The sequence below is a fragment of the Corynebacterium liangguodongii genome (assembly GCF_003070865.1).
Taxonomy (GTDB): Bacteria; Actinomycetota; Actinomycetes; order Mycobacteriales; family Mycobacteriaceae; genus Corynebacterium; species Corynebacterium liangguodongii.
Genome location: NZ_CP026948.1, coordinates 706,105 through 724,347 on the forward strand (window position 1 = coordinate 706,105; position 18,243 = coordinate 724,347).

The following is an 18,243-nucleotide window of genomic DNA, read 5'->3' on the forward strand; positions in this document are numbered from 1 at the left end:
CGGCGGGCTGGGTGATCGGGCGTGACCAGGTTGACTGATCGATGCGTGTCCTAGGAATCAGCGGTATACTCCGCAACAAGACCTCGCGTACCACCGTGGCGGACCCGGAGAACCTGAAGCGTCCTGGGTTTGGTTCCTACCTCAGCTAACGAAGAATTGGATACTATGCTCGGAAAGCATTCGGTCGTGTTCAAGGAAAAGGCGGTCCATCAGATCATCGACATGGTCCGCCTGGAGTCGTCTTCATTGCAACGCGCCTACAAGGAGGTCGGCGAGCTGCTCGGCGTATCTCACCACACGTCGCGGGCCTGGTACCGTGACAGCGCCTGAAGTGCGTGACCGCTGTGTCGCGTCAGGCGGGGAAACATGGAAGAAGGACTCAAAGCGCCTGCGCAGGGAAAACCGCGAGCTTAGGCGGGCTAACGGGATTGTTCAGACTGCTTCGGCTTTTTCGCGGCGGAGCTCGAGCGAGCCACGACCACATGATCTCCTACATCGACGCTTATAAGGATCAGTGTGGGGTCGAGGCCATCTGCCGAATCCTTTAAGGCAGGCAGATCCTGGTTTCATGACCTCCCGCGGCTACCGAAAAGCCGCCACATGCGTCCCTAGCGCGAGAGCCTTAAGCGGGTAGCCTGCTCATCCGAGAGATCCACTGTTAGCATGCGGAGAATTTCTCGGTCTACGGCACCCGTACAATGTGGCACGCCATGAACCATGAAGGCATTCAAATTGGCCGTGACAAGTCTGCCCGACTGATAAAACTGGCAGGTGTTTCCGGCCGGAGACGTGGGCGCAGCCGCGTGACAACGGTCAGCCTATAGACACCGGATCATCGTAAGGGGCTTGTGCGACGAAACGTGCGTGCACAAGCACCGGGTAGGCTGTGGGTTGCCGACATGACCGAAATGACCTACCTCCGTACCCTGTCGGGATTCGCCTACACCGCGTTTGTCGTTGATATCTTCAGCCGGAAAATTGTCGGTGTTGCCACACGCTCTACGATGCGTACTAACGCGCTGCCTACGGAGGCTTTGGAGCACCTCTCACGACTGCCGGGCGAATCCATGGCAACCACCTGGTTCACCATAGCGATCGGGGTAGCCAGTAGGTGTCCTTGACGTATTCCATGGCCTTGGCTGAGTCCGGGATCCGGCCGAGTGTGGCAACAGTCGGCGATTCTTATGACAACGCTGTGGCTCAAAACAGTCCACGGTCTATACAAAGCTGAACCCATTGATGCCCAAGGCCTGTGGACGTCGGTGGGGGAAGTCGAGCTCGCCACCTTACGGTGGATGCATTGGTGGAACACCAAGCGAACTCACGAAGCATTGGACTACGCAACCCCACAGGAAGTAGAAACCGAGTACTGTCTCACCCAGCCCGTCAACACTGGGGCCTAAAAGAAGCCGAACCAAACCCAGTACACTTCAAACCCGAGGTTTTCTGACCAGTGTAAGCGTGGAGTAGTGTTGCTCGCCCGAATCAGTGGTGGGTGGCCGACTTCAACTAGTCTACGACATGAATGGATTGTGTTATGTTTCCTTCGTCACTGACGTGTACTCCCGCCGGTTTCTGGGGTAGGCGGTGTCCACCCGTTAGGGATTCTCGATGCACTCCGGCAGGCTCTTGCAGCTCGGTCTCGGCATGATCCTAGGTTCACGCCTGTAGGGATTATTCATCATTCGGATGCTAGTTCCCAGTATACCAGTGGTGACGACACTGTGTTGATTGAACGAGAAGGGATTACCGACTCCATCGGCACCGTGGGAGATGCGTATGACAATGAGCTGATGGAATCAACGAGTGTCCTGTACACGAGCGAAGAGATCGAATCTCAAAAACGGACGTGGGGTACGTGGCAAGAGGTGGAAAAGGCCACTATTAGCTGGATGTTTCGGTACAACAATAAACGCCTTCCCAGCTCCAAATGAACGCCTTCCCAGCTCCATTTGATACGTACCACCCATCGAGCACGAGGCCTGCCACTGTCTCACCCACCCGGATACGGCCACCACCTTACGCTCGCGCGGCTGAAACCCCGTCTCTCACAAACCCAGTGCTCTTCAGCATTGTGCGAACGGGATCCTTGGGTGATTAGGCTCGGCATGATACTGTCGTACCCAGTCAAAGAGAGGTGAACCTAGTGGTTGAAATTAGATGGAATAAACTTCAGTTTCGCTACGGGAGATATTCCCCCCTAGTACTAGATGATGTGTCGTTCAGGCTAAGTACTGCTGGTGTTTACGTCGTTAGTGGACCGTCGGGCAGTGGTAAGTCGACTGTCCTTGAACTGCTCGCCTGTCTCCGTAACCCAACGAAGGGGAGGGTGATTATTGACGGTGAGCAGGCAGATAAGTGGTCGGTGAATCAGGCCGCGCGATGGAGAGCTCGGCATGTGGGGTTCGTCCCTCAGGCTCCGACCCTCTTAGAGAGCTTGACGTGTGAGGAAAACCTGGCTCTTGCAGTTGACGTCGCGGGGCGCGGGTTCGACCGCTCGGGGCAGGCGTCGCTCCTGAACCGCTTGGGCATGTCGGAGTACGCCGGTGCTTTCCCGAACGACCTTTCGGGTGGGCAGCGCCAGAGAGTGTCCATAGCCCAGGCACTCTCGTCGCAGCCGGATCTGTTGCTGATGGATGAACCCGTTAGCGCGCTGGATGGAGCTAATGTCGCTATCGTCGAGTCCCTAATGCTGGAGGCTGCGAAGGCGGGTGCGATCGTTGTGTATTGCTCTCACCAGGAGCTATTTGGCGGGACCGCGCACACCCTGCTTGAGTTGGGGAAGTGAGCTGAAAATGGATGCGCATGCAGCTTATCGTCGCGAACTGAGAACGACCGTTCGTCCATACATGGCGGGAATTCTGTTTACCGCAGTGGTGATCGGGACGCTTGTCGGGACTATCCTCTATGTGGCCTTCTCCACCGGGGGTAGCTCGGACCTGAAGCAGGGCGTGGTCAACCTCAGTCTGATCGCGATAGTCCCGACGCTGGCCGGCGTGAGATTGGCACACCAAAACTTCATCGTCGACCACCGACCGACGCTCCGTGCGCTGAAAAATCTCGGAGTGAGCAATGCGTTCTTCCAACGCCATTTGGTGCTTCAGGCGGTGTTGTTGACTTTGGTGGCCGCCGCATCCGCCGTCGTGCTGGGCAGGCTAATCGCTGATCCGTTCTTCCGGCTCTTGTTTATCGGAATGAACAAGCGGTTGCCTGATGTCTGGGGCTCGCCCCAGGCGGTTCTCGCCACCGCCCCGGTCGTGATGATGTTCATCTACCTCATTGGCGTGGGCACGATCCGGTTTGAGCGGGTGCTCGAGGGCAGCACGGACTCGGCCCCAAGATCAGGTGCGTGGAGGAAGGCCGGGTTGGCTGTCGGTTACGTGGCGCTGGCGCTGAATTTCGGCGTTGGTGTGTGGAGTATTGCGACTGGGGGTTCGAACGCGGGAGTCGCGCTCATGGTTATTTCGGCCCCAGTTGTCGCTGCGGTCCTCGCGGCCCCGATAGGCCGACTAATTGGGGGTGCAGTGTCAACTGTGCTCAGTCGCGTCGTTGGGTGGACTGCGCCTTCGCTCGGGATTCGCTCAATTGATGCAGCCGGCACGATCACACGGACGGGGTTGGCTGCCGTGCTTTTGTCTATCCCGCTGTCCGGATTCACGTGGGCATACGCGTCTTTGGACGGCGGAAGCTTCTACGCGCAGCAAAGCGTTAGCGAGGTTCCTATTGTGGTCAGCCAGGAGAAACAGTTGCTCCACCCGGCCCAGGCGGAGGCGGTATGCGACGAACTCGGGCAGGGGTGCCACGGGGTTGTCTATTGGCAGCCGTCCGATATTCTCGGTTCCGGCGAGGAATCGGTGGAGCGCAAATATGCGAATGATTACACGCTATCGGCAACTAGCTCTGAAGTGCTAAATGAATTTCTGCCAGGTCAGATCGAGCCAGAAGGCGACAACCCATTCCACTTCGCTTCGATGAAGCTTGCCGAGGCTGTTTCAGTGAATCCCCCAGTCAACCCGGACTGGGCGCTCGCCGTCGTTGACGGCTCCGCGCAGGTGAGCGATGATTACCGGGTCGTTCCAGCCAAGGAGTGGGCAAGCAACGCGGGCAACGATACGCAAATCTTTTTCGGGCCCAATGGGGACGGGACATCTGGATTTATTCCCCTCGTGGCGTATACGCTGCTCGCTATTTGCGTCATTCTTCTCGTGGAAGCTATCGGAAGGCGCGAAGGCTTGAGGAGCTTTTTCGCACCTCTCCACCTGCTCGGAAAGACTCAAACTAGCATCCAGCTCACCACGTTTTGGGCGATCTTATTCCCGTACCTGACGGCGATACTCGCAGCCCTTTTGGCCAGCTTCTGGTACGAGATGGTCGCCTACTTCGTCACTACCGGCGAAGTGGGAGCGTGGATGCCGTTCATGCCGGCGGGTCTCTGGGTGCTATTCGTTCTAGTCTTCCTCTTGACCAGCGCCACGGCGTTCCTCCCCACCCCGCGAGAGCGCATCCAAAGCTAGCTATTCTGGCCCTGTGCCGGGAACACTGCCCTGCGCCATTATGCGACGAATCGACCAAGAACACGCACCAATCCCGCCGTCGATGTCTCCCTCCCCCAGATCCCCTTAAGCCACCGTTAGTCCCTCAGAGAAAGCTCCCCGCAAAGGACGTGGCCCTTAAAGCGGTGGTATCTCCCTCATCGCTCGAGCTCGGCATCGACATGGGGGGCGGTCGATCTTGTCATCCAAGTCAAGTTACTGCCCTCTGTGGCCTCCGGCCTGAAGCGCGTGGACCGGAAGAAGCCGTTGAGCGTGGAGAGGCTCAAAGGGGAGCCGGCGTTTGGCCTGCGCGAGTACGGGGTTGCATCGACACCGAAGCGCCGCGGGCGCTCAGTAGCCGAAGCATTCGGGGAGCTGAGCTTCGATGACAAGGCGTATTAAGCTTAATTCGCCGTAAGTTTGCCATCGGGGAGTGGGCCGGGCTGGTTTTTTAGGATCGGGCGGTTTGAGTGCTTTCCTGGGGTTGGTGCCATTGGTTGGCGTATTCAGTCGGCGGGATAAATCCTAGGCTTGAATGAGGGTGATGGGTGTTATAGCGTTTCGACCACAATCGGCAGGCAGCGCGACGCATGGGCAGGGTTGTCGAACATCTCGTCTTCTAGGAGCTCGTCACGTAGCCGGTTGTGGAAGGACTCCACAGCCCCGTTATGCCAGGGCATTCCCGGCGGGATGAACGCATCGACAGTGTCTTGCTCGGTCTTGCTTGCCTGCCCATTGTGTCAGCTCATGGCTGATGAACTTCGGGCCGTTATCCATGCGCACCACCCGAGGCCTGCCATCACGCGCAGCGGCTACATTCTCCAGCAGGTCAATGACCGCAGTAGCGGTGATTGACCGAGCGACCTCGAAACCACCATGCTCACGGGTGAATTCGTCGATCATGTTGCAGATCTTAAAGGCTTTGCCCTGGTAGCCGCTATCAAATTGGAAGTCCAGCGCCCACACGTCCCCCAGACATGCCGCTGATTGCGTGTGGGGTGTTGGCGCGGGCAAGCACTGTCGCTTAGGAGCTTTGCGAGGAAAGACCCGCAGACCCTCCTGGCGCCTCAGGCGGCTCACCATATCATGGCCACAGGTAAAGCCGGCCTGTCGGCCTTTCACCCACGCGCGGCGATAGCCCCAGCGTTGGTGCTTACTAGCGAAGATGGCGAGCCAACTGTGCAGAGCGGCTTACGTATCCAGGCTGGGTTCCTGGTGGGGTTTGCCGGCGCTGTAGGACGCCACCGTGGATACCCCGACGACCCGACAGGCAAAGCGCACCGAATAATCCACGGAAGGGGCGTAATCGATGGCTTCATCTCTGCGTGCCGGGGTCAGAATGCTGCCTCCGCAAGCTCCTTCGGCAGCGCCTTTTCCGACTCGGCTTGCCTGAGTAGGAGTTTGAGCTTGGCGTTTTCTTCCTGCAGCTCTTGAAAGCGGCGGGCTTCGCTGCGGGACCTCTCGCCGTACTGCTTGACTCAGCGATGGCCGTTTCCCCGCTGACGCCGAGGTCACGGCAGACTTCGGCCACAGTACCACCCGAGACCCTCATAGACCGGGCTATGTCGAGCTTGGGCACAATCTGCTCAGGGGTGTGTTTCCAAAACTTCTTCATGATGACCAGGCTTCCTGCCAACAGGGGCTGTCACGAAAAACACGATCAAAGCGCACGGTCCATGTAATCCAGCCCAGACCAATGGCTTGTTTCCACCCGGAGGTTTTAGCGCCTTCAATATAGCCGTTGCAGTCGATGGCACGTTTTGATTTCTTCGCACGCTGGGCGGCGCGCTTGTCTTCGATGTTGCAGATCATCAACCACAGCGTCTTCATCGCCGCAGTATCGTTCGGGAATTGGCCTCTGTTGCGGGTTGCTTTGCGCGGTTCGGCGTTGGGAGATTTGATCACGTTGGTGGTGTAAGGTACTCGACGAGCTGCCGGGGGACTGCAGAAGCGGCACGAACCGCTCCCACGCGTCGCACCAGACCTTCACGGTTGCGGGTACTTCTGCCCCAGTTCAGAGGCTTCGAACGTGTCCAACGCGGCTCTAGCGGTGTTCTCGTTCGCGGCGGTATAGACCTGACGTTGCGCGTGCGAGACGGGTTTACGGTTCTGATAGGATACCCACCGGTTGGCAGCCCGAATCAGATGCACGATGCAGGCCTGCACTCTCTACCCCGGTGAGTTCGAATGCTTGGATGGCACCACCGGTGAAGTTCTGCTTCACCCCGCCGCCGGCCGTGTACGGATCCGATGACGGGAATCCGAGGGGGCTTTTTCCCAGCCAGCTTTGGCCCAGTAGTCGCGAATCTTCCCGCTAATAGTGTGTACCCCACCAGGAGGCGAGTAGTAGATCGATTGGTTCTGAAAGTGGTTGTACTTGCCTTTTCCGTCTGGGGTGGTCAACTCATCGGTGGTGGGGTAGCCCAACGGCCCAGTCTCCCATCCTTGCGCTGCCCACTTATCCCGGATCACGCCCAGATTTGGTGCGCGTCGGTGATCGGTGACCAGTAAATTGACCCGCCCTGGAAGTGGTTGAACCGGCCCACACCGTCAGGTGTTTTCAACTCATCGGTTACGGGGTAGCCCAGGGCGGCGTTTTCCCACCCGAGATTGCCCCATTTGTGTCTGATGCGTCCGCCGACTTGGTGGGCGGTGCCGAAACCAACATTCGGGTGCCAGCAGATGGACGCGTCGCGTTGCAAGGCGCTATTGAACATGCCTTCAGACAATGGCTACATTACAACAAGTTTGTAGGTTTTGCTCTGCGAGGAAAGTACTTTTTTGCGCGGTGCCCCTCATCCGCCAGGTTGCGATGCTCCTATATTGTGTCAAGCGCTTTTCAGAAATTTTTCGTAGGCCGATGCTAATTCCGTCAACGGACGTTTTCCAGTCTCGATGTCACTGATCCTCGCCGGGGCACACCCCAAATGCTTCGCTACAACCACCTGGGTGAGATGCTTCGCGATACGCAGTTCTTTCAACTCATCCCGACGAAGATCCCTGGGCTGTGACGTACTGCGCCTGGTGCATATGACCCGGTAGATCTCCCGGACGATCGCGCGCTTCAGGCAGCGAATAATCTCCCTTTTCGACAACCCCTCCTCGGTACGCCGGGCGACGTACTCCCTGGTGCGCTGGTCACACTTCATCCTCACCATAGCGATTCGGTACAACGCTGAGTTCGCCCGCCGGTCACCACCACGATTGAGCCGGTGCCGGTTGGTTCGCCCAGAGCTTGCCGGCAGTGGAGCCACTCCACATAAGTGCGCCAGCGCTGCTTCGGAGTGGATGCGCTCCGGATTATCGCCGATGCTGATCAGCAGATCAGCGGAAACAAGAGCCCCACATCCCACGATGTTGCTGACATGGGGATTGATCACTGACACCAGGGCAGCGATCCGGGTTTCCAGCTCATCGCACTGCACCCGCAATGCGCGGTAGGTCGTGGCCAGAATCTTCAGGCTGGTCAGCACACCATTTCGCGGATCAGTAACATCCGACGACGGTCGGCAGTACACCAACGCGTTGACCAGAGCGTGGTTGGTCATCGTGGCGTAGCGGGTGCGGATGTCATCAGGGGCTGTGACCAGCAACGACTTCATCGTTGTGATGAGTTTCGCGGTGGTGGACACCAGCTGTTTCCGGGTGATCTGTAACGCTCGTAACGACTCCACCGGGCCCGTGGAATCTTTAGGCGTGCTCAGCCCTTCCCCGGTCAGGACCTGTCGCGCGGCGGCAAGGGCATCCACCGGATCTGATTTCCCGTCCCGGCGTCGAATGCTGCGGGCCGGGCGCAGGACTTCAACGACCGTGTAGCCACGGTCTATGAGGTGCCGGGTTAATCCGGCACCGAAGGAGTTGGTTCCTTCTACTCCGACGGCGCCGACACCGTGCTTGCTGAGGAACTCGGCGAGGTGTGTGTAGCCGGGCCTGGTGGTGGGGAAGGTTTCGGTGGCCAGGTGCCGGCCGGTTGGGGTCACCGCGGCGACGGTGTGGGTGTCGGTGTGGGTGTCGACCCCGGCGACGGGGCTTGCGGAGAGGTCGATGTCTGTGGTCATGGCTGTCAACGCTTTCGCATAGGGAAGTGATGAAGGTAGCCGCTGATCCGAGGGTTCGAGCAGACAGGACACTGATGGGACTACTACTATGACACCTGCCGGGGTGGTCACGGTGAGAGGTCACGCTCCTATGAGGTCATGACCGAATCGCCGGATCGCGGTGCGGGGCGAGAACCAGCCCGGAAGACAGATCGCAACGAAGGCACACAATCAGATTGTGGCCAGTCCGTTAGTGGGTCATTCCGGATGGTTCTTGTCCCGCACTCCCATTATCAGTGTCCGCTAGCGTGGGGTATCTGTGACTGTTGGTTAGGGGTCTCACCTGTCCAATACGTTCGTTGCTAAGTGCATGATACTGGGGCAGCAGGTCACATCTTTCCCTCGGGGTGCCGGCCGTGACCGGGTGTGGTGTGAGGCGAGATGAGAGGCCACCGCTTGTCAAGGCGAGGGGTATGTGGCGGTGCACGAAGACGTCTCACTCGCCGCCCCCTCACATGTTCGCCGCGCAGTATAGAATGTTTTTTCGACCTCTTGGCACTCTTGATACGAAAGCTCCCCACCCATGCCCGAAGGCGATTCCGTCTACCAGCTCTCCAAGCGCCTGCAGTTCATGTCCGGGCGCACCGTCACCGCGACGAGCCTGCGCGTGCCGCGCTTCGCCACCGTCGACTTCACGGGGCTTAGCTGTGAGCGGGTCTGGCCCTACGGCAAGCACCTCTTCATGCAGTTCGGACCGCAGGTACTCCACACCCACCTGAAGATGGAGGGGACGTGGGCGATCCACAAGGTGGGCGCGAGGTGGAAAAAGCCCGGGCATACCGCGCGCGTCGTGCTGCAGCTCGACGGCGAGATTGAAATTGTCGGGCACTCCCTCGGGCTCGTCGAGGTCTTCCCGGCCCGCGAATACGACCTGCGCATGGGCTACCTCGGCCCCGACATGCTCGCCGCAGACTTCGACCACGATGAGGTGGTGCGCCGCATTGAGGCCACCCCTCACCTCGAGATCGGGCGTGCGTTGCTGGATCAGAAAAACGCCGCGGGCATCGGCAACGAATACCGCGCGGAGATCTGCTTCATCGCCGGAACGCACCCCGCGAGGGAGGTGGGGGAGGTGGACGTCGATAAGCATGTGCGCATCGCGCGCAAGCTCATGTGGGCAAATAGAGACTCCCCAGTCCGCGTGACCACGGGGATCAAACGAGCAGGGGAGACGTCTTACGTATTTGGGCGCAACAACAAGCCGTGCCGCAGGTGCACCACGCTCATCGAGAAGAGCTTCCTCGGCGGGCGCGGCGACCTCGAGCGGGTTATTTGGTGGTGTCCGCGTTGCCAGCCCGCTCCTTGAGCGCGCGGCGAATGAAAAACGCGAGGAAGCCGACGATGACAAGCGCCAAGACGAGGTAGACAACCTTGGAGTAGCGGTCCACGTAGTCAGAGACGATGTGCCAGTTATCACCGAGGAAATACCCCAGCGCGATGAGGATCGCGTTCCAGATCGCGGAGCCGAGCGTGGTCCACAAGCCGAATGCGACCAGGTTCATCCGGTCGAGGCCGGCGGGAATCGAGATGAGCGAGCGCACGCCCGGGACGAGACGGCCGAAAAACACAGAGATCTTTCCGTGGCGGTCGAACCAGCTCAGCGCGTTATCCACATCGGTGCCCTTGACCAGCCACATCCACTCCGCGATCGCGCGCAGCCGCTTTGCGCCCAGCCAGGCACCGAGGCCGTAGAGTAGGTAGGCGCCGCCGACGGAACCGATGAGAGACCACACGAACACCGCAACCGGGTTGAGCGAGCCCTGGGCGACGGTGAAACCGGCGAGCGGCAAGACCACCTCGGAGGGGATGGGTGGGAAGATGTTTTCGGCCAAGATGGCCAGGCCGACGCCGGGGGCGCCGATGGCCTCCATGAGGCCTACGAGCCAGTCAATAATCGCCTGCACTGCTTGGGAACTCCTTGGATGAGGGCACGGACAACGAACTATCTTGCCCTACGCAACTTCCGTGGACCAAGTATGCACCGGCGCGCCGGCCGCCTGATTGACAAGGTATTGCCTGACAACGCGCTCCAAGGCATCGTCGCCCGAGACGCTGTCGAGCGCGGCGAGCTGCCAGGACGCGCCGTTTTGCCTTGCCTCGACTCGCCCGGCGATGATGCCGAGGTATTCTTCGATGCAGTCCACGGAGACGTCGAAAAGCCGCAGGCCCTCGCGCGCCATATCGAGCAGGTGCTCGGCAACGAGCTTGCAGACATCCACGGTGCCAAGCGTCGGCCAAGACACGCGGGCGAAGAGCCCGTCGCGCGCGCCCGCTAAGAAGTTCGCCTCAGCAGTGGCAAAGCTCATGCGCGACCACACCGGGCGGGTTTGCTCGCCGAGGAACTTCACCAGGCCGTAATAGAAAGCAGCATCGGCGATGACGTCCTTGGCGGTTGGCCCGGCCGGCAGCAGGCGGTTTTCCACCCTGATGTGGGAGAGCTCGCCGTTGGGGTCGTAGATCGGGCGGTTCCAGCGCCACACCGTGCCGTTGTGCAAATTGAGGTAGTGCAGGCCGGGGTTATCGCCCGTCATCAGGGGCTTTCCGGCCTCCATGCGGCCCTCGGGGAGCAGGGGCGAGAAGTAGCGCACGTTTTCTTCAAATAGGTCGAACACCGAGGTAATCCAGCGCTCTCCGAACCATACGCGCGGGCGCACGCCCTGGTTGATCAGCTCCTGGGTGCGGGTGTCGATGGACTGCTGGAACACCGGGATGCGCGACTCGTGCCAGAGTCTGCGACCGAGGAAGAGCGGGGAGTTCGCGCCCACAGCTGCCTGGACCCCGGCGATAGCCTGCGAGGCGTTCCACGCATCGGCAAACCGGTTCGGGGCTACCTGCAGGTGCAGCTGCATCGAGGTGCACGTCGATTCGGTGGCGATGTCTTCGAAGTCGTGCTGGAAGTCGTCCTGGCGAGAGAGCCGCACATGCAAGAGCTCCCCCCGAGACTCCATGATGGAGTTGTTGAGCCCACGGTAGCGGTGTTCATTGGTCATCCACGCCGGATCTTCGAGGAACTCGGTGGTCACGGTGGGCAAGGTCCCGATCATGGCGACCTCGGTGGAACACTTCCGGGCCGCGCACCGGACCTCCTCTAGCCGCTGGGTGAGGCCTTCTTCCAGGCGGCGCAGGCCCGCCCCGCCGATCGATTGCGGGGGCAGGTTGAGCTCGACGTTGTAAGCACCGATCTCCGACTGGTACTCATCGCTCAACTGCGCCAACACGTCGTTGTTGCGGGGAGCGGGGTGCATTGAGGCGTCGACAAGATTGAGCTCGAGCTCGAGCCCGACCGTGCCGTCGCTGACGAACTTCGCCTGCTGGAGGTGCCGGTCGAATACCTCCAGCTCGTCCTCCAACCGCTTGCGGTACTTCGTGCGCTGCCGCGGGGTGTAGCGGTCCGTCGAGATCTTATCGCCCACTAGCGGGCGCTCCTGTACCAGGAAATGAGCGCATCAGTGGAGGAATCACCGGTATCCGGCTCGACTTCGCCCGAGACCGCGGCGGCCAGGTCGTTGGCCTGCTGCTTGCCCAGCTCCACGCCCCACTGATCGAAAGCGTTGATGCCCCAGATCACGGACTCGGTGAACGTGATGTGCTCGTAGAGTGCGATGAGCGCGCCGAGGGTGTGCGGCGTGAGTTCCGCGGCGAGGATCGTCGTCGTCGGGCGGTTGCCCGGCATGACCTTGTGAGGGGCAAGGCGCTTATCGACGCCCTCGGCAACGATCTCCTCTTCCGTCTTGCCGAAAGCCAGCACCTTTGTCTGGGCGAACATGTTGCCCATGAGCAGATCGTGCATCGAGCCGGTGCCATCCGCCGCGGGGAGGTCCTGCTTCGGGGAGGCAAAGCCGATGAAATCCGCCGGGATCATCGTCGTGCCCTGGTGGATGAGCTGGTAGAAGGCGTGCTGGCCGTTCGTTCCCGGCTCGCCCCAGAAGATCTCGCCGGTATCAACACCGACCCGCTCACCCTCCTTGGTCACGGACTTGCCGTTGGACTCCATCGTGAGCTGCTGCAGGTAGGCGGGGAAGCGGGCGAGATCCTGAGAATACGGCAGCACCGCGTGGGTCTGGGCGCCGTAGAAGTTGCGGTACCACACGTTGATAAGCCCCATCAGCACCGGGACGTTGCGCTCGAGCGGGGTAGAGCGGAAGTGCTCATCGAGGGCGCGGAAGCCCTCGAGGAAGCGCATGAAATCAAGCGGGCCGATCACGGCCATGAGCGACAGACCGATCGCCGAGTCGACCGAGTAGCGCCCGCCGACCCAATCCCAAAACGGGAACATGTTGGCGGTGTCGATACCGAACTCTGCGACCTTCTCCGCGTTGGTGGACACGGCGACGAAGTGCTTGGCAATGGCGGATTCGTCGCCGTCGAAACGCTCGAGCAGCCAGCGCTTCGCGGCGTGCGCGTTGGCGAGGGTCTCCTGCGTTGTGAAAGTTTTCGAGGCGACGATGAACAGGGTCTCCTCGGGGTTGCAGCGATCCAGGACGCTGATCATGTCGGCGGGATCGACGTTGGAGACAAACTCTGCGGTAATCCCGGCAGTGGCATAGGAGCGCAGCGCCTTGACGGCCATCGCGGGGCCGAGGTCCGAGCCGCCGATGCCAATGTTGACCACCTTCTTGATGGTGTGGCCAGTCGCTCCCAGCCACTGGCCGGAGCGCAGGGCGGAGGCGAAGTCGCGCATCCGCCCGAGCACCTCGTGAACGTCGGCGGCAGCGTCCTGGCCGTCGACGCTGAGGTCTTCCGCGGCCGGGATACGCAGCGCGGTGTGGAGGACGGCACGATCCTCCGTGTTGTTGATGTGTGCACCGGTGAACATCTCCTCGATGCGGCGCGGCAGCTCGGCGTGCTCTGCGAGGGCGACGAGCGCGGCGACGACCTCGCCGTCGATGAGATTCTTCGACAGGTCGACGTGGAGGCCTGCGGCATCAAAGGTGAGTGCCGCGGCCCGCTGAGGGTCGGCCGAGAACAGGTCACGGAGGGTCACTGCGCGCTTGGCATCGAATAGTTGTGCGAGGTTGTGCCAGGCCGGCGTGGCGGTGATGTCAGTCATGCCATCAACGCTAGTCATTCTCGGCGGTGGCCGCCCGTCTTTCATGGTGGTTGGGGTGGTTGCGGGGGCGGCTGGTGGGATGTCACTGTGGAGGGGTGCTTCAGCGACGGGGCCGCGTGGTGAGATGCCACAGTCGCCCCAGCCCTCCACTGTGGAATCTGGGCCGAGGCAAGCACTAGCCCCAACCGCACACCCCGATCCGCCCGCAATGAAAACCCGCCGCTTCTAGCCCAGCTTGCCGCGCCCGAGGCGTAGCAAAACGCCGGCGAGCACCGGCCCTTCCTCGCCCAGTTCGTCGCGGAATTGGTTGATAATGGCTACCTCGCGCCGGTGCACCAGGCGCGTGCCGCCGGAACCCATCCGGGTCTTGCCGATAGCCCTGGAGACCTCCGAGCGCCGCTTCACGGCGTCGAGGATGACGCGGTCGAGCCGGTCGATCTCCTCGCGGTAGGTTTGGATCTCGGCGTCTGACAATGGGTCGTCGGTGCCCGAGGGCATGCGGATTTCTAACTCGCTCATGGCGAGACATTATGCCACCGGGCCAGTCGTGTCTGTCGCAGATTGTAGGGTAGGCACCATCATGACTACAGATTTGGTTTTGGGGCTCAACCCCCAGCAGGAGGCCGCCGTCACGCACACCGGCGGGCCGCTGCTCATCATCGCCGGCGCCGGTTCGGGGAAGACAGCGGTGCTCACCCGGCGCATCGCCTACCTGCTCCAGGAGCGCGGGGTGGCGCCGTGGCAGGTTCTGGCGATTACCTTCACCAACAAGGCCGCAGCCGAGATGAAAGAGCGCGTCGCGGCGCTCGTCGGGCCCGAGGCCCGCGAGATGTGGGTGGCCACGTTCCACTCGGTGTGCGTGCGTATCCTGCGTCAGCAAGCGCACCTCGTGGAGGGCCTGAACTCGAACTTCACCATCTACGATTCGGACGACTCGCGTCGGTTGCTCGCCATGATTTCCAAGGAGCTCGGCCTCGAGTGGAAGAAATTCACCGCCCGCTTACTGGCGAATGCGATATCGAACCACAAAAACGAGCTCGTCGGCCCCGCCGAGGCGCTCGCGGCTGCCGAGCGCACGAAAAACCCGTTCGACCTCACCGTCGCCCACGTCTACGTGGACTACCAGCGCCGCTTGCGCCAGTCCAACGCGGTCGACTTCGACGACCTCATCGGCGAGGTGGTGCGGATCTTCCGGGAGCACGCAGAGGTGACGGAGTACTACCGCAGGCGCTTCCGCCACGTTCTTGTTGATGAGTACCAGGACACCAATCACGCGCAGTACGCGCTCATCTCCGCGCTCGTGGGCGCGGGGGAGAACGCGCCTGAGCTCGCCGTCGTGGGCGATTCGGATCAGTCCATCTACGCGTTTCGCGGTGCCACGATCCGCAACATCGAGGAGTTCGAGCGCGATTACCCTGATGCGACGACGATCATGCTCGAGCAGAACTACCGCTCGACGCAGAACATCCTCAGCGCCGCCAACGCCGTCATCGCTCAAAACGACCGGCGCCGGCCCAAGAACCTGTGGACGGCGCACGGATCGGGCGACAAGATTGTCGGCTTCGTCGCCGACGACGAGCACGACGAGGCCCGCTTCGTTGCAGCGGAGATTGACCAGCTGGTCGACGCCGGGGCCCAGTTCAACGACATCGCGGTGATGTACCGCACGAACAACGCCTCCCGCGCGCTGGAGGACATCTTTATCCGCTCCGGCATCCCCTACAAGGTCGTCGGCGGGACCCGCTTCTACGAGCGGCGCGAGATCAGGGACATCGTCGCCTACCTCAAGGTGCTCGATAACCCCGACGACACCGTGAGCATGCGGCGCATTGTCAACGTGCCCAAGCGGGCAATCGGGGATAAGGCCCAGGCGGCGGTGGCGCTACACGCGCAACACCGCGGGATAAGCTTCGGGCGCGCGCTTGTCGACGCCTCTGCCGGCGAGGTAGATATGCTCGCCGCGCGCTCGAAAAAGGCGATCGCCGGCTTCGTCGACCTCTTAGACAGGTTGCGCGCGGAGCTTGCCGAGGCGCCCGATATCGGCTACGTGGTCAACCGGATCCTGGAAGAAACCGGCTACCGCGGGCAGCTCGAGGACTCGGGCGACCCGCAGGACGGGGCGCGCCTGGACAACCTCAACGAGCTCGTCTCCGTTGCCCGCGAAGAGACCGGCACCCTGCAGGAGTTTTTGGAGCGCGTCTCCCTCGTCGCCGACGCCGATCAGCTGCCGGATACCGGCCAGGGCGTGGTCACCTTGATGACGCTGCATACGGCCAAGGGCCTCGAATTCCCCTACGTCTTTGTCACCGGTTGGGAGGATGGGCAGTTCCCCCACCTGCGCGCGCTGGGGGACCCGGACGAGCTGGCGGAGGAGCGTCGATTAGCATACGTCGGCATCACGCGCGCGAAGCGGCGCCTCTACCTCACCCGGGCGATGTTGCGCTCATCGTGGGGCTCCCCCGTGACCAACCCCGCCAGCCGCTTCCTCGCCGAGATCCCTGCGGATCTCATCGACTGGCGCCGGGTTGAGCCGGAGACCGAGCACACCTCCGCGTGGGAGAGCCCCCGCCGGAGGCCGCGCGCTGCGGCGCGGACGAAGGTGAACAAGAACCTCCAGCTCGCTCCGGGGGACCGCGTCAACCACGCCAAGTACGGCCTCGGCACCGTGGAATCGGTCGAAGGCTCGGGCGTGCGGGAGACCGTTGTGGTTGACTTCGGCTCCTCCGGCACGGTCCGCCTGATGCTCATCGGCGGCGTGCCCATGGAAAAGCTCTAGAGGTCAATGCCCTGTTCCCGCAGCCACGCCTGCGGGTCGACCTGGGTGGTGCCGTCCGGCTTGATCTCGAAGTGGAGGTGCGGGCCCGTGGAGCGGCCCTCGCTGCCGATGCTGGCGATGCGCTCCCCGGCGCTCACCCGCTGGCCGACGGCGACATCAAACTGGCGCATGTGGCCGTAGACGGATTCCTCGCCCCCGTCGTGCTTGATCACGACCCAGTTGCCGAATCCCTGGGCGGGCCCGGCGGCCGTGACAGTCCCGTCCATGACGGCGTAGATCGGGGTGCCGGCGTCGTTAGCGATGTCAATGCCCTGGTGCATCCGCCCCCATCGCTGGCCAAAACCGGAGCTGATGCGCCCGGCGGCCGGGGTGACCACCTTGCGGCCGTCGGCGGTGCGGCCCTCCTGCCGGGCCACGGCGCCCTCGCCCTCGGGCGGGGCGATCTGGATCGTGCCGGGCGGCAGGTGCAAGAACTGCTCCTCGGCGCGCGGGTCATAGACGACGCTGTGATCCCCGGCGGTGATGGTCGCCCCGGAGGTGATGATGGTAGTGGCGGCGGTGGCCAGCGCGGCCGGCAGCGAGGGGGCGCCAGAGACGTTGACGGTCAGTGCGGAGGCGGGCGCGGCAGTGGCGGCAAGCACGGCGGCAGCGAGCGGGACTAAGAGCAGGTGGCGTTTCATAGGATCCTTGGGTCTGTGGCTCGGCTCTATAGGTACTGCGAGCGGCGAACAGTGAGTCAACTTAAACCCGCGCATGAGCCGGGGCAACGGGGTTTCACGGGGGATGCATCGAAGGTGTGTGCCAAACCGCTGCATACCCCGCGTGTTACTGGTGTGAAAATTGTGACTAAGGGGGTAAAGAAAAGGGGGTAGGTTTCCCTACCCCCACAGCTGTGTAGGCCTAAACGGTAATGCCGTGCTGTGCCAGCCACGGCACGGGATCCACCGGCGCGTTCCCGCCCGGGTGCACCTCGAAGTGAAGGTGGGGGCCGGTGGAGAAGCCACGGTTACCCATCCCGGCGATCTTCTGGCCTGCCTTGACCTGATCGCCCACGGCGACATCAAGCGTATCCACATGCCCGTAGACCGTGATCGTGCCGTCTTCGTGCTGCAGGCGGACCCACTGGCCGTACCCCTGCGCCGGGCCGGAGTCGATAACCTTGCCGTCCATCACCGCGAGGATCGGGGTGCCGATGGAGTTCGCGATGTCGATGCCGGCGTGGAACGCTCCCCACCGCGGGCCGAAACCGGAGGTGAAGACGCCCTCGGCGGGCTTCATGCTCGACGGAGCGCGCAGCAGGGCATCGGCCGCGGCGACGACCTCGGAGTGCTCGACGGCCTTGGAGAGCTGGGAGCTCAAGTTCTCCACCGGCTTGTACTCCGCGATGGCGAGGATCTGAGGGGAGACCTCGGGGGCGGCCGCCCCCGGCTCGACGACGTCAGATTTCGCGGCCAGCGAGAAATCCACCGAGGGCTCCTGCACCTCCGCGTCGGCCTGGATGGACGCCGCGGCGGCGCCGGAAACGCCGGCGGTTGAAACCGCACCGGTGGCGAGCGCGACGAGCGTCGCGCGCCCCGTGTTGGGGGACTGCTTACGGTGCTTGCCGCCCGTGCGTGCCTTCGTGGAGTTCAACATTGAGGTCCTCATTCAGTCTGTCCGTGACGGGTTTGTGACCTTCCCGTTATCTACGAAGGGTTACTGTAACGGTTCGGTCAAGGCAAGGCAAGCCAAATGATGGTTTTCCTTATCTGTTTTTCTGCCGCCGCCGTTACACCGGCTCGGGCTGAG

17 protein-coding genes and 2 pseudogenes are annotated in these 18,243 nt (G+C 61.9%); 6 read left to right on the forward strand and 13 right to left on the reverse strand.

From position 1 onward, the window contains the following. The first annotated feature begins 165 nt into the window (after positions 1-165). From C3E79_RS03365 to C3E79_RS11300, 4 genes and pseudogenes are all read left to right on the forward strand, one after another. Positions 166-1,403 (forward strand): annotated as a pseudogene (locus C3E79_RS03365) (IS3 family transposase). An 812-nt stretch (positions 1,404-2,215) separates the two neighbouring features. After that, complete coding sequence (locus tag C3E79_RS11820; RefSeq protein ID WP_425266439.1) at positions 2,216-2,788, forward strand: ABC transporter ATP-binding protein; 573 nt, start codon at positions 2,216-2,218, stop codon at positions 2,786-2,788. A gap of 7 nt (positions 2,789-2,795) precedes the next feature. Then, on the forward strand, positions 2,796-4,514 hold the full coding sequence (locus C3E79_RS03375) for an FtsX-like permease family protein (protein WP_146183394.1): 1,719 nt from the start codon (positions 2,796-2,798) through the stop codon (positions 4,512-4,514). Positions 4,515-4,760: 246 nt separating this feature from the next. Beyond that, on the forward strand, positions 4,761-4,934 hold the full coding sequence (locus tag C3E79_RS11300) for a hypothetical protein (RefSeq protein ID WP_158268493.1): 174 nt from the start codon (positions 4,761-4,763) through the stop codon (positions 4,932-4,934). A gap of 49 nt (positions 4,935-4,983) precedes the next feature. Here C3E79_RS11300 and C3E79_RS11825 read toward each other — a convergent pair whose 3' ends face one another. From C3E79_RS11825 to C3E79_RS03405, 7 genes and pseudogenes are all read right to left on the reverse strand, one after another. Next, positions 4,984-5,124 (reverse strand): integrase core domain-containing protein, encoded by a 141-nt coding sequence (locus C3E79_RS11825; protein WP_108403635.1) that lies wholly within the window; start codon positions 5,122-5,124, stop codon positions 4,984-4,986. Then, complete coding sequence (locus C3E79_RS11830) at positions 5,084-5,212, reverse strand: integrase core domain-containing protein (RefSeq protein ID WP_108403636.1); 129 nt, start codon at positions 5,210-5,212, stop codon at positions 5,084-5,086. Before C3E79_RS11830 ends, C3E79_RS11825 begins: the two co-directional genes overlap by 41 nt. Next, on the reverse strand, positions 5,199-5,717 hold the full coding sequence (locus C3E79_RS03390) for a DDE-type integrase/transposase/recombinase (protein WP_425266440.1): 519 nt from the start codon (positions 5,715-5,717) through the stop codon (positions 5,199-5,201). Before C3E79_RS03390 ends, C3E79_RS11830 begins: the two co-directional genes overlap by 14 nt. Before the next feature lie 426 nt (positions 5,718-6,143). Continuing rightward, positions 6,144-6,698: pseudogene (locus C3E79_RS03395) on the reverse strand (transposase). A 54-nt stretch (positions 6,699-6,752) separates the two neighbouring features. Then, a complete protein-coding gene (locus tag C3E79_RS11575) occupies positions 6,753-7,004 on the reverse strand; it encodes an LGFP repeat-containing protein (RefSeq protein WP_235840642.1) in 252 nt (83 codons plus the stop codon). Then, positions 7,001-7,249, reverse strand: a complete 249-nt coding sequence (locus C3E79_RS11580; RefSeq protein ID WP_235840641.1) for an LGFP repeat-containing protein — start codon at positions 7,247-7,249, stop codon at positions 7,001-7,003. Before C3E79_RS11580 ends, C3E79_RS11575 begins: the two co-directional genes overlap by 4 nt. A 111-nt stretch (positions 7,250-7,360) precedes the next feature. After that, on the reverse strand, positions 7,361-8,590 hold the full coding sequence (locus C3E79_RS03405) for an IS110 family RNA-guided transposase (protein ID WP_092149648.1): 1,230 nt from the start codon (positions 8,588-8,590) through the stop codon (positions 7,361-7,363). A gap of 562 nt (positions 8,591-9,152) precedes the next feature. Between C3E79_RS03405 and C3E79_RS03410 the strand changes: the two genes are divergently transcribed. Next, positions 9,153-9,935, forward strand: coding sequence for a DNA-formamidopyrimidine glycosylase family protein (locus tag C3E79_RS03410; protein ID WP_108403638.1), 783 nt, complete (start codon positions 9,153-9,155; stop codon positions 9,933-9,935). Here C3E79_RS03410 and C3E79_RS03415 read toward each other — a convergent pair. The 4 genes from C3E79_RS03415 to C3E79_RS03430 form a co-directional block, all read right to left on the reverse strand. Continuing rightward, positions 9,898-10,533, reverse strand: a complete 636-nt coding sequence (locus C3E79_RS03415) for a DedA family protein (protein ID WP_108403639.1) — start codon at positions 10,531-10,533, stop codon at positions 9,898-9,900. The two genes, C3E79_RS03410 and C3E79_RS03415, sit on opposite strands and share 38 nt — an antisense overlap. Before the next feature lie 48 nt (positions 10,534-10,581). Continuing rightward, complete coding sequence (locus tag C3E79_RS03420; protein WP_108403640.1) at positions 10,582-12,042, reverse strand: glutamate-cysteine ligase family protein; 1,461 nt, start codon at positions 12,040-12,042, stop codon at positions 10,582-10,584. Further along, positions 12,042-13,679, reverse strand: a complete 1,638-nt coding sequence (pgi, locus tag C3E79_RS03425; protein WP_108403641.1) for a glucose-6-phosphate isomerase — start codon at positions 13,677-13,679, stop codon at positions 12,042-12,044. The genes C3E79_RS03420 and pgi overlap by 1 nt, the downstream gene beginning before the upstream one ends. A 225-nt stretch (positions 13,680-13,904) precedes the next feature. Then, positions 13,905-14,198, reverse strand: a complete 294-nt coding sequence (locus C3E79_RS03430; RefSeq protein ID WP_108403642.1) for a chorismate mutase — start codon at positions 14,196-14,198, stop codon at positions 13,905-13,907. Between the two features lie 61 nt (positions 14,199-14,259). On the opposite strand from C3E79_RS03430, the gene pcrA reads away from it, so the two are divergent. Then, positions 14,260-16,455, forward strand: coding sequence for a DNA helicase PcrA (gene pcrA / locus C3E79_RS03435; RefSeq protein ID WP_179948312.1), 2,196 nt, complete (start codon positions 14,260-14,262; stop codon positions 16,453-16,455). Here the strand turns inward: pcrA and C3E79_RS03440 are convergent. Together C3E79_RS03440 and C3E79_RS03445 are read right to left on the reverse strand one after the other, a co-directional pair. Continuing rightward, positions 16,452-17,135, reverse strand: a complete 684-nt coding sequence (locus tag C3E79_RS03440) for a M23 family metallopeptidase (protein ID WP_108403644.1) — start codon at positions 17,133-17,135, stop codon at positions 16,452-16,454. The genes pcrA and C3E79_RS03440 overlap by 4 nt on opposite strands. 220 nt (positions 17,136-17,355) lie before the next feature. Continuing rightward, entirely contained in the window at positions 17,356-18,090 is a 735-nt protein-coding gene (locus C3E79_RS03445; protein ID WP_108403645.1) for a M23 family metallopeptidase, read from the reverse strand. Positions 18,091-18,243 lie beyond the last annotated feature (153 nt).

Bases quoted from the DNA above. Each gene is read 5' to 3' on its own strand.
- C3E79_RS03430 (WP_108403642.1), bottom strand. From the start codon at position 14,198: ATGAGCGAGTTAGAAATCCGCATGCCCTCGGGCACCGACGACCCATTG.
- C3E79_RS03405 (WP_092149648.1), bottom strand. From the start codon at position 8,590: ATGACCACAGACATCGACCTCTCCGCAAGCCCCGTCGCCGGGGTCGAC.
- C3E79_RS03375 (WP_146183394.1), top strand. From the start codon at position 2,796: ATGGATGCGCATGCAGCTTATCGTCGCGAACTGAGAACGACCGTTCGT.
- C3E79_RS03445 (WP_108403645.1), bottom strand. From the start codon at position 18,090: ATGTTGAACTCCACGAAGGCACGCACGGGCGGCAAGCACCGTAAGCAG.
- C3E79_RS11825 (WP_108403635.1), bottom strand. From the start codon at position 5,124: ATGCGTCGCGCTGCCTGCCGATTGTGGTCGAAACGCTATAACACCCAT.
- pcrA (WP_179948312.1), top strand. From the start codon at position 14,260: ATGACTACAGATTTGGTTTTGGGGCTCAACCCCCAGCAGGAGGCCGCC.
- C3E79_RS03440 (WP_108403644.1), bottom strand. From the start codon at position 17,135: ATGAAACGCCACCTGCTCTTAGTCCCGCTCGCTGCCGCCGTGCTTGCC.
- C3E79_RS11830 (WP_108403636.1), bottom strand. From the start codon at position 5,212: ATGCCCTGGCATAACGGGGCTGTGGAGTCCTTCCACAACCGGCTACGT.
- C3E79_RS03410 (WP_108403638.1), top strand. From the start codon at position 9,153: ATGCCCGAAGGCGATTCCGTCTACCAGCTCTCCAAGCGCCTGCAGTTC.
- pgi (WP_108403641.1), bottom strand. From the start codon at position 13,679: ATGACTGACATCACCGCCACGCCGGCCTGGCACAACCTCGCACAACTA.
- C3E79_RS11580 (WP_235840641.1), bottom strand. From the start codon at position 7,249: ATGTTCAATAGCGCCTTGCAACGCGACGCGTCCATCTGCTGGCACCCG.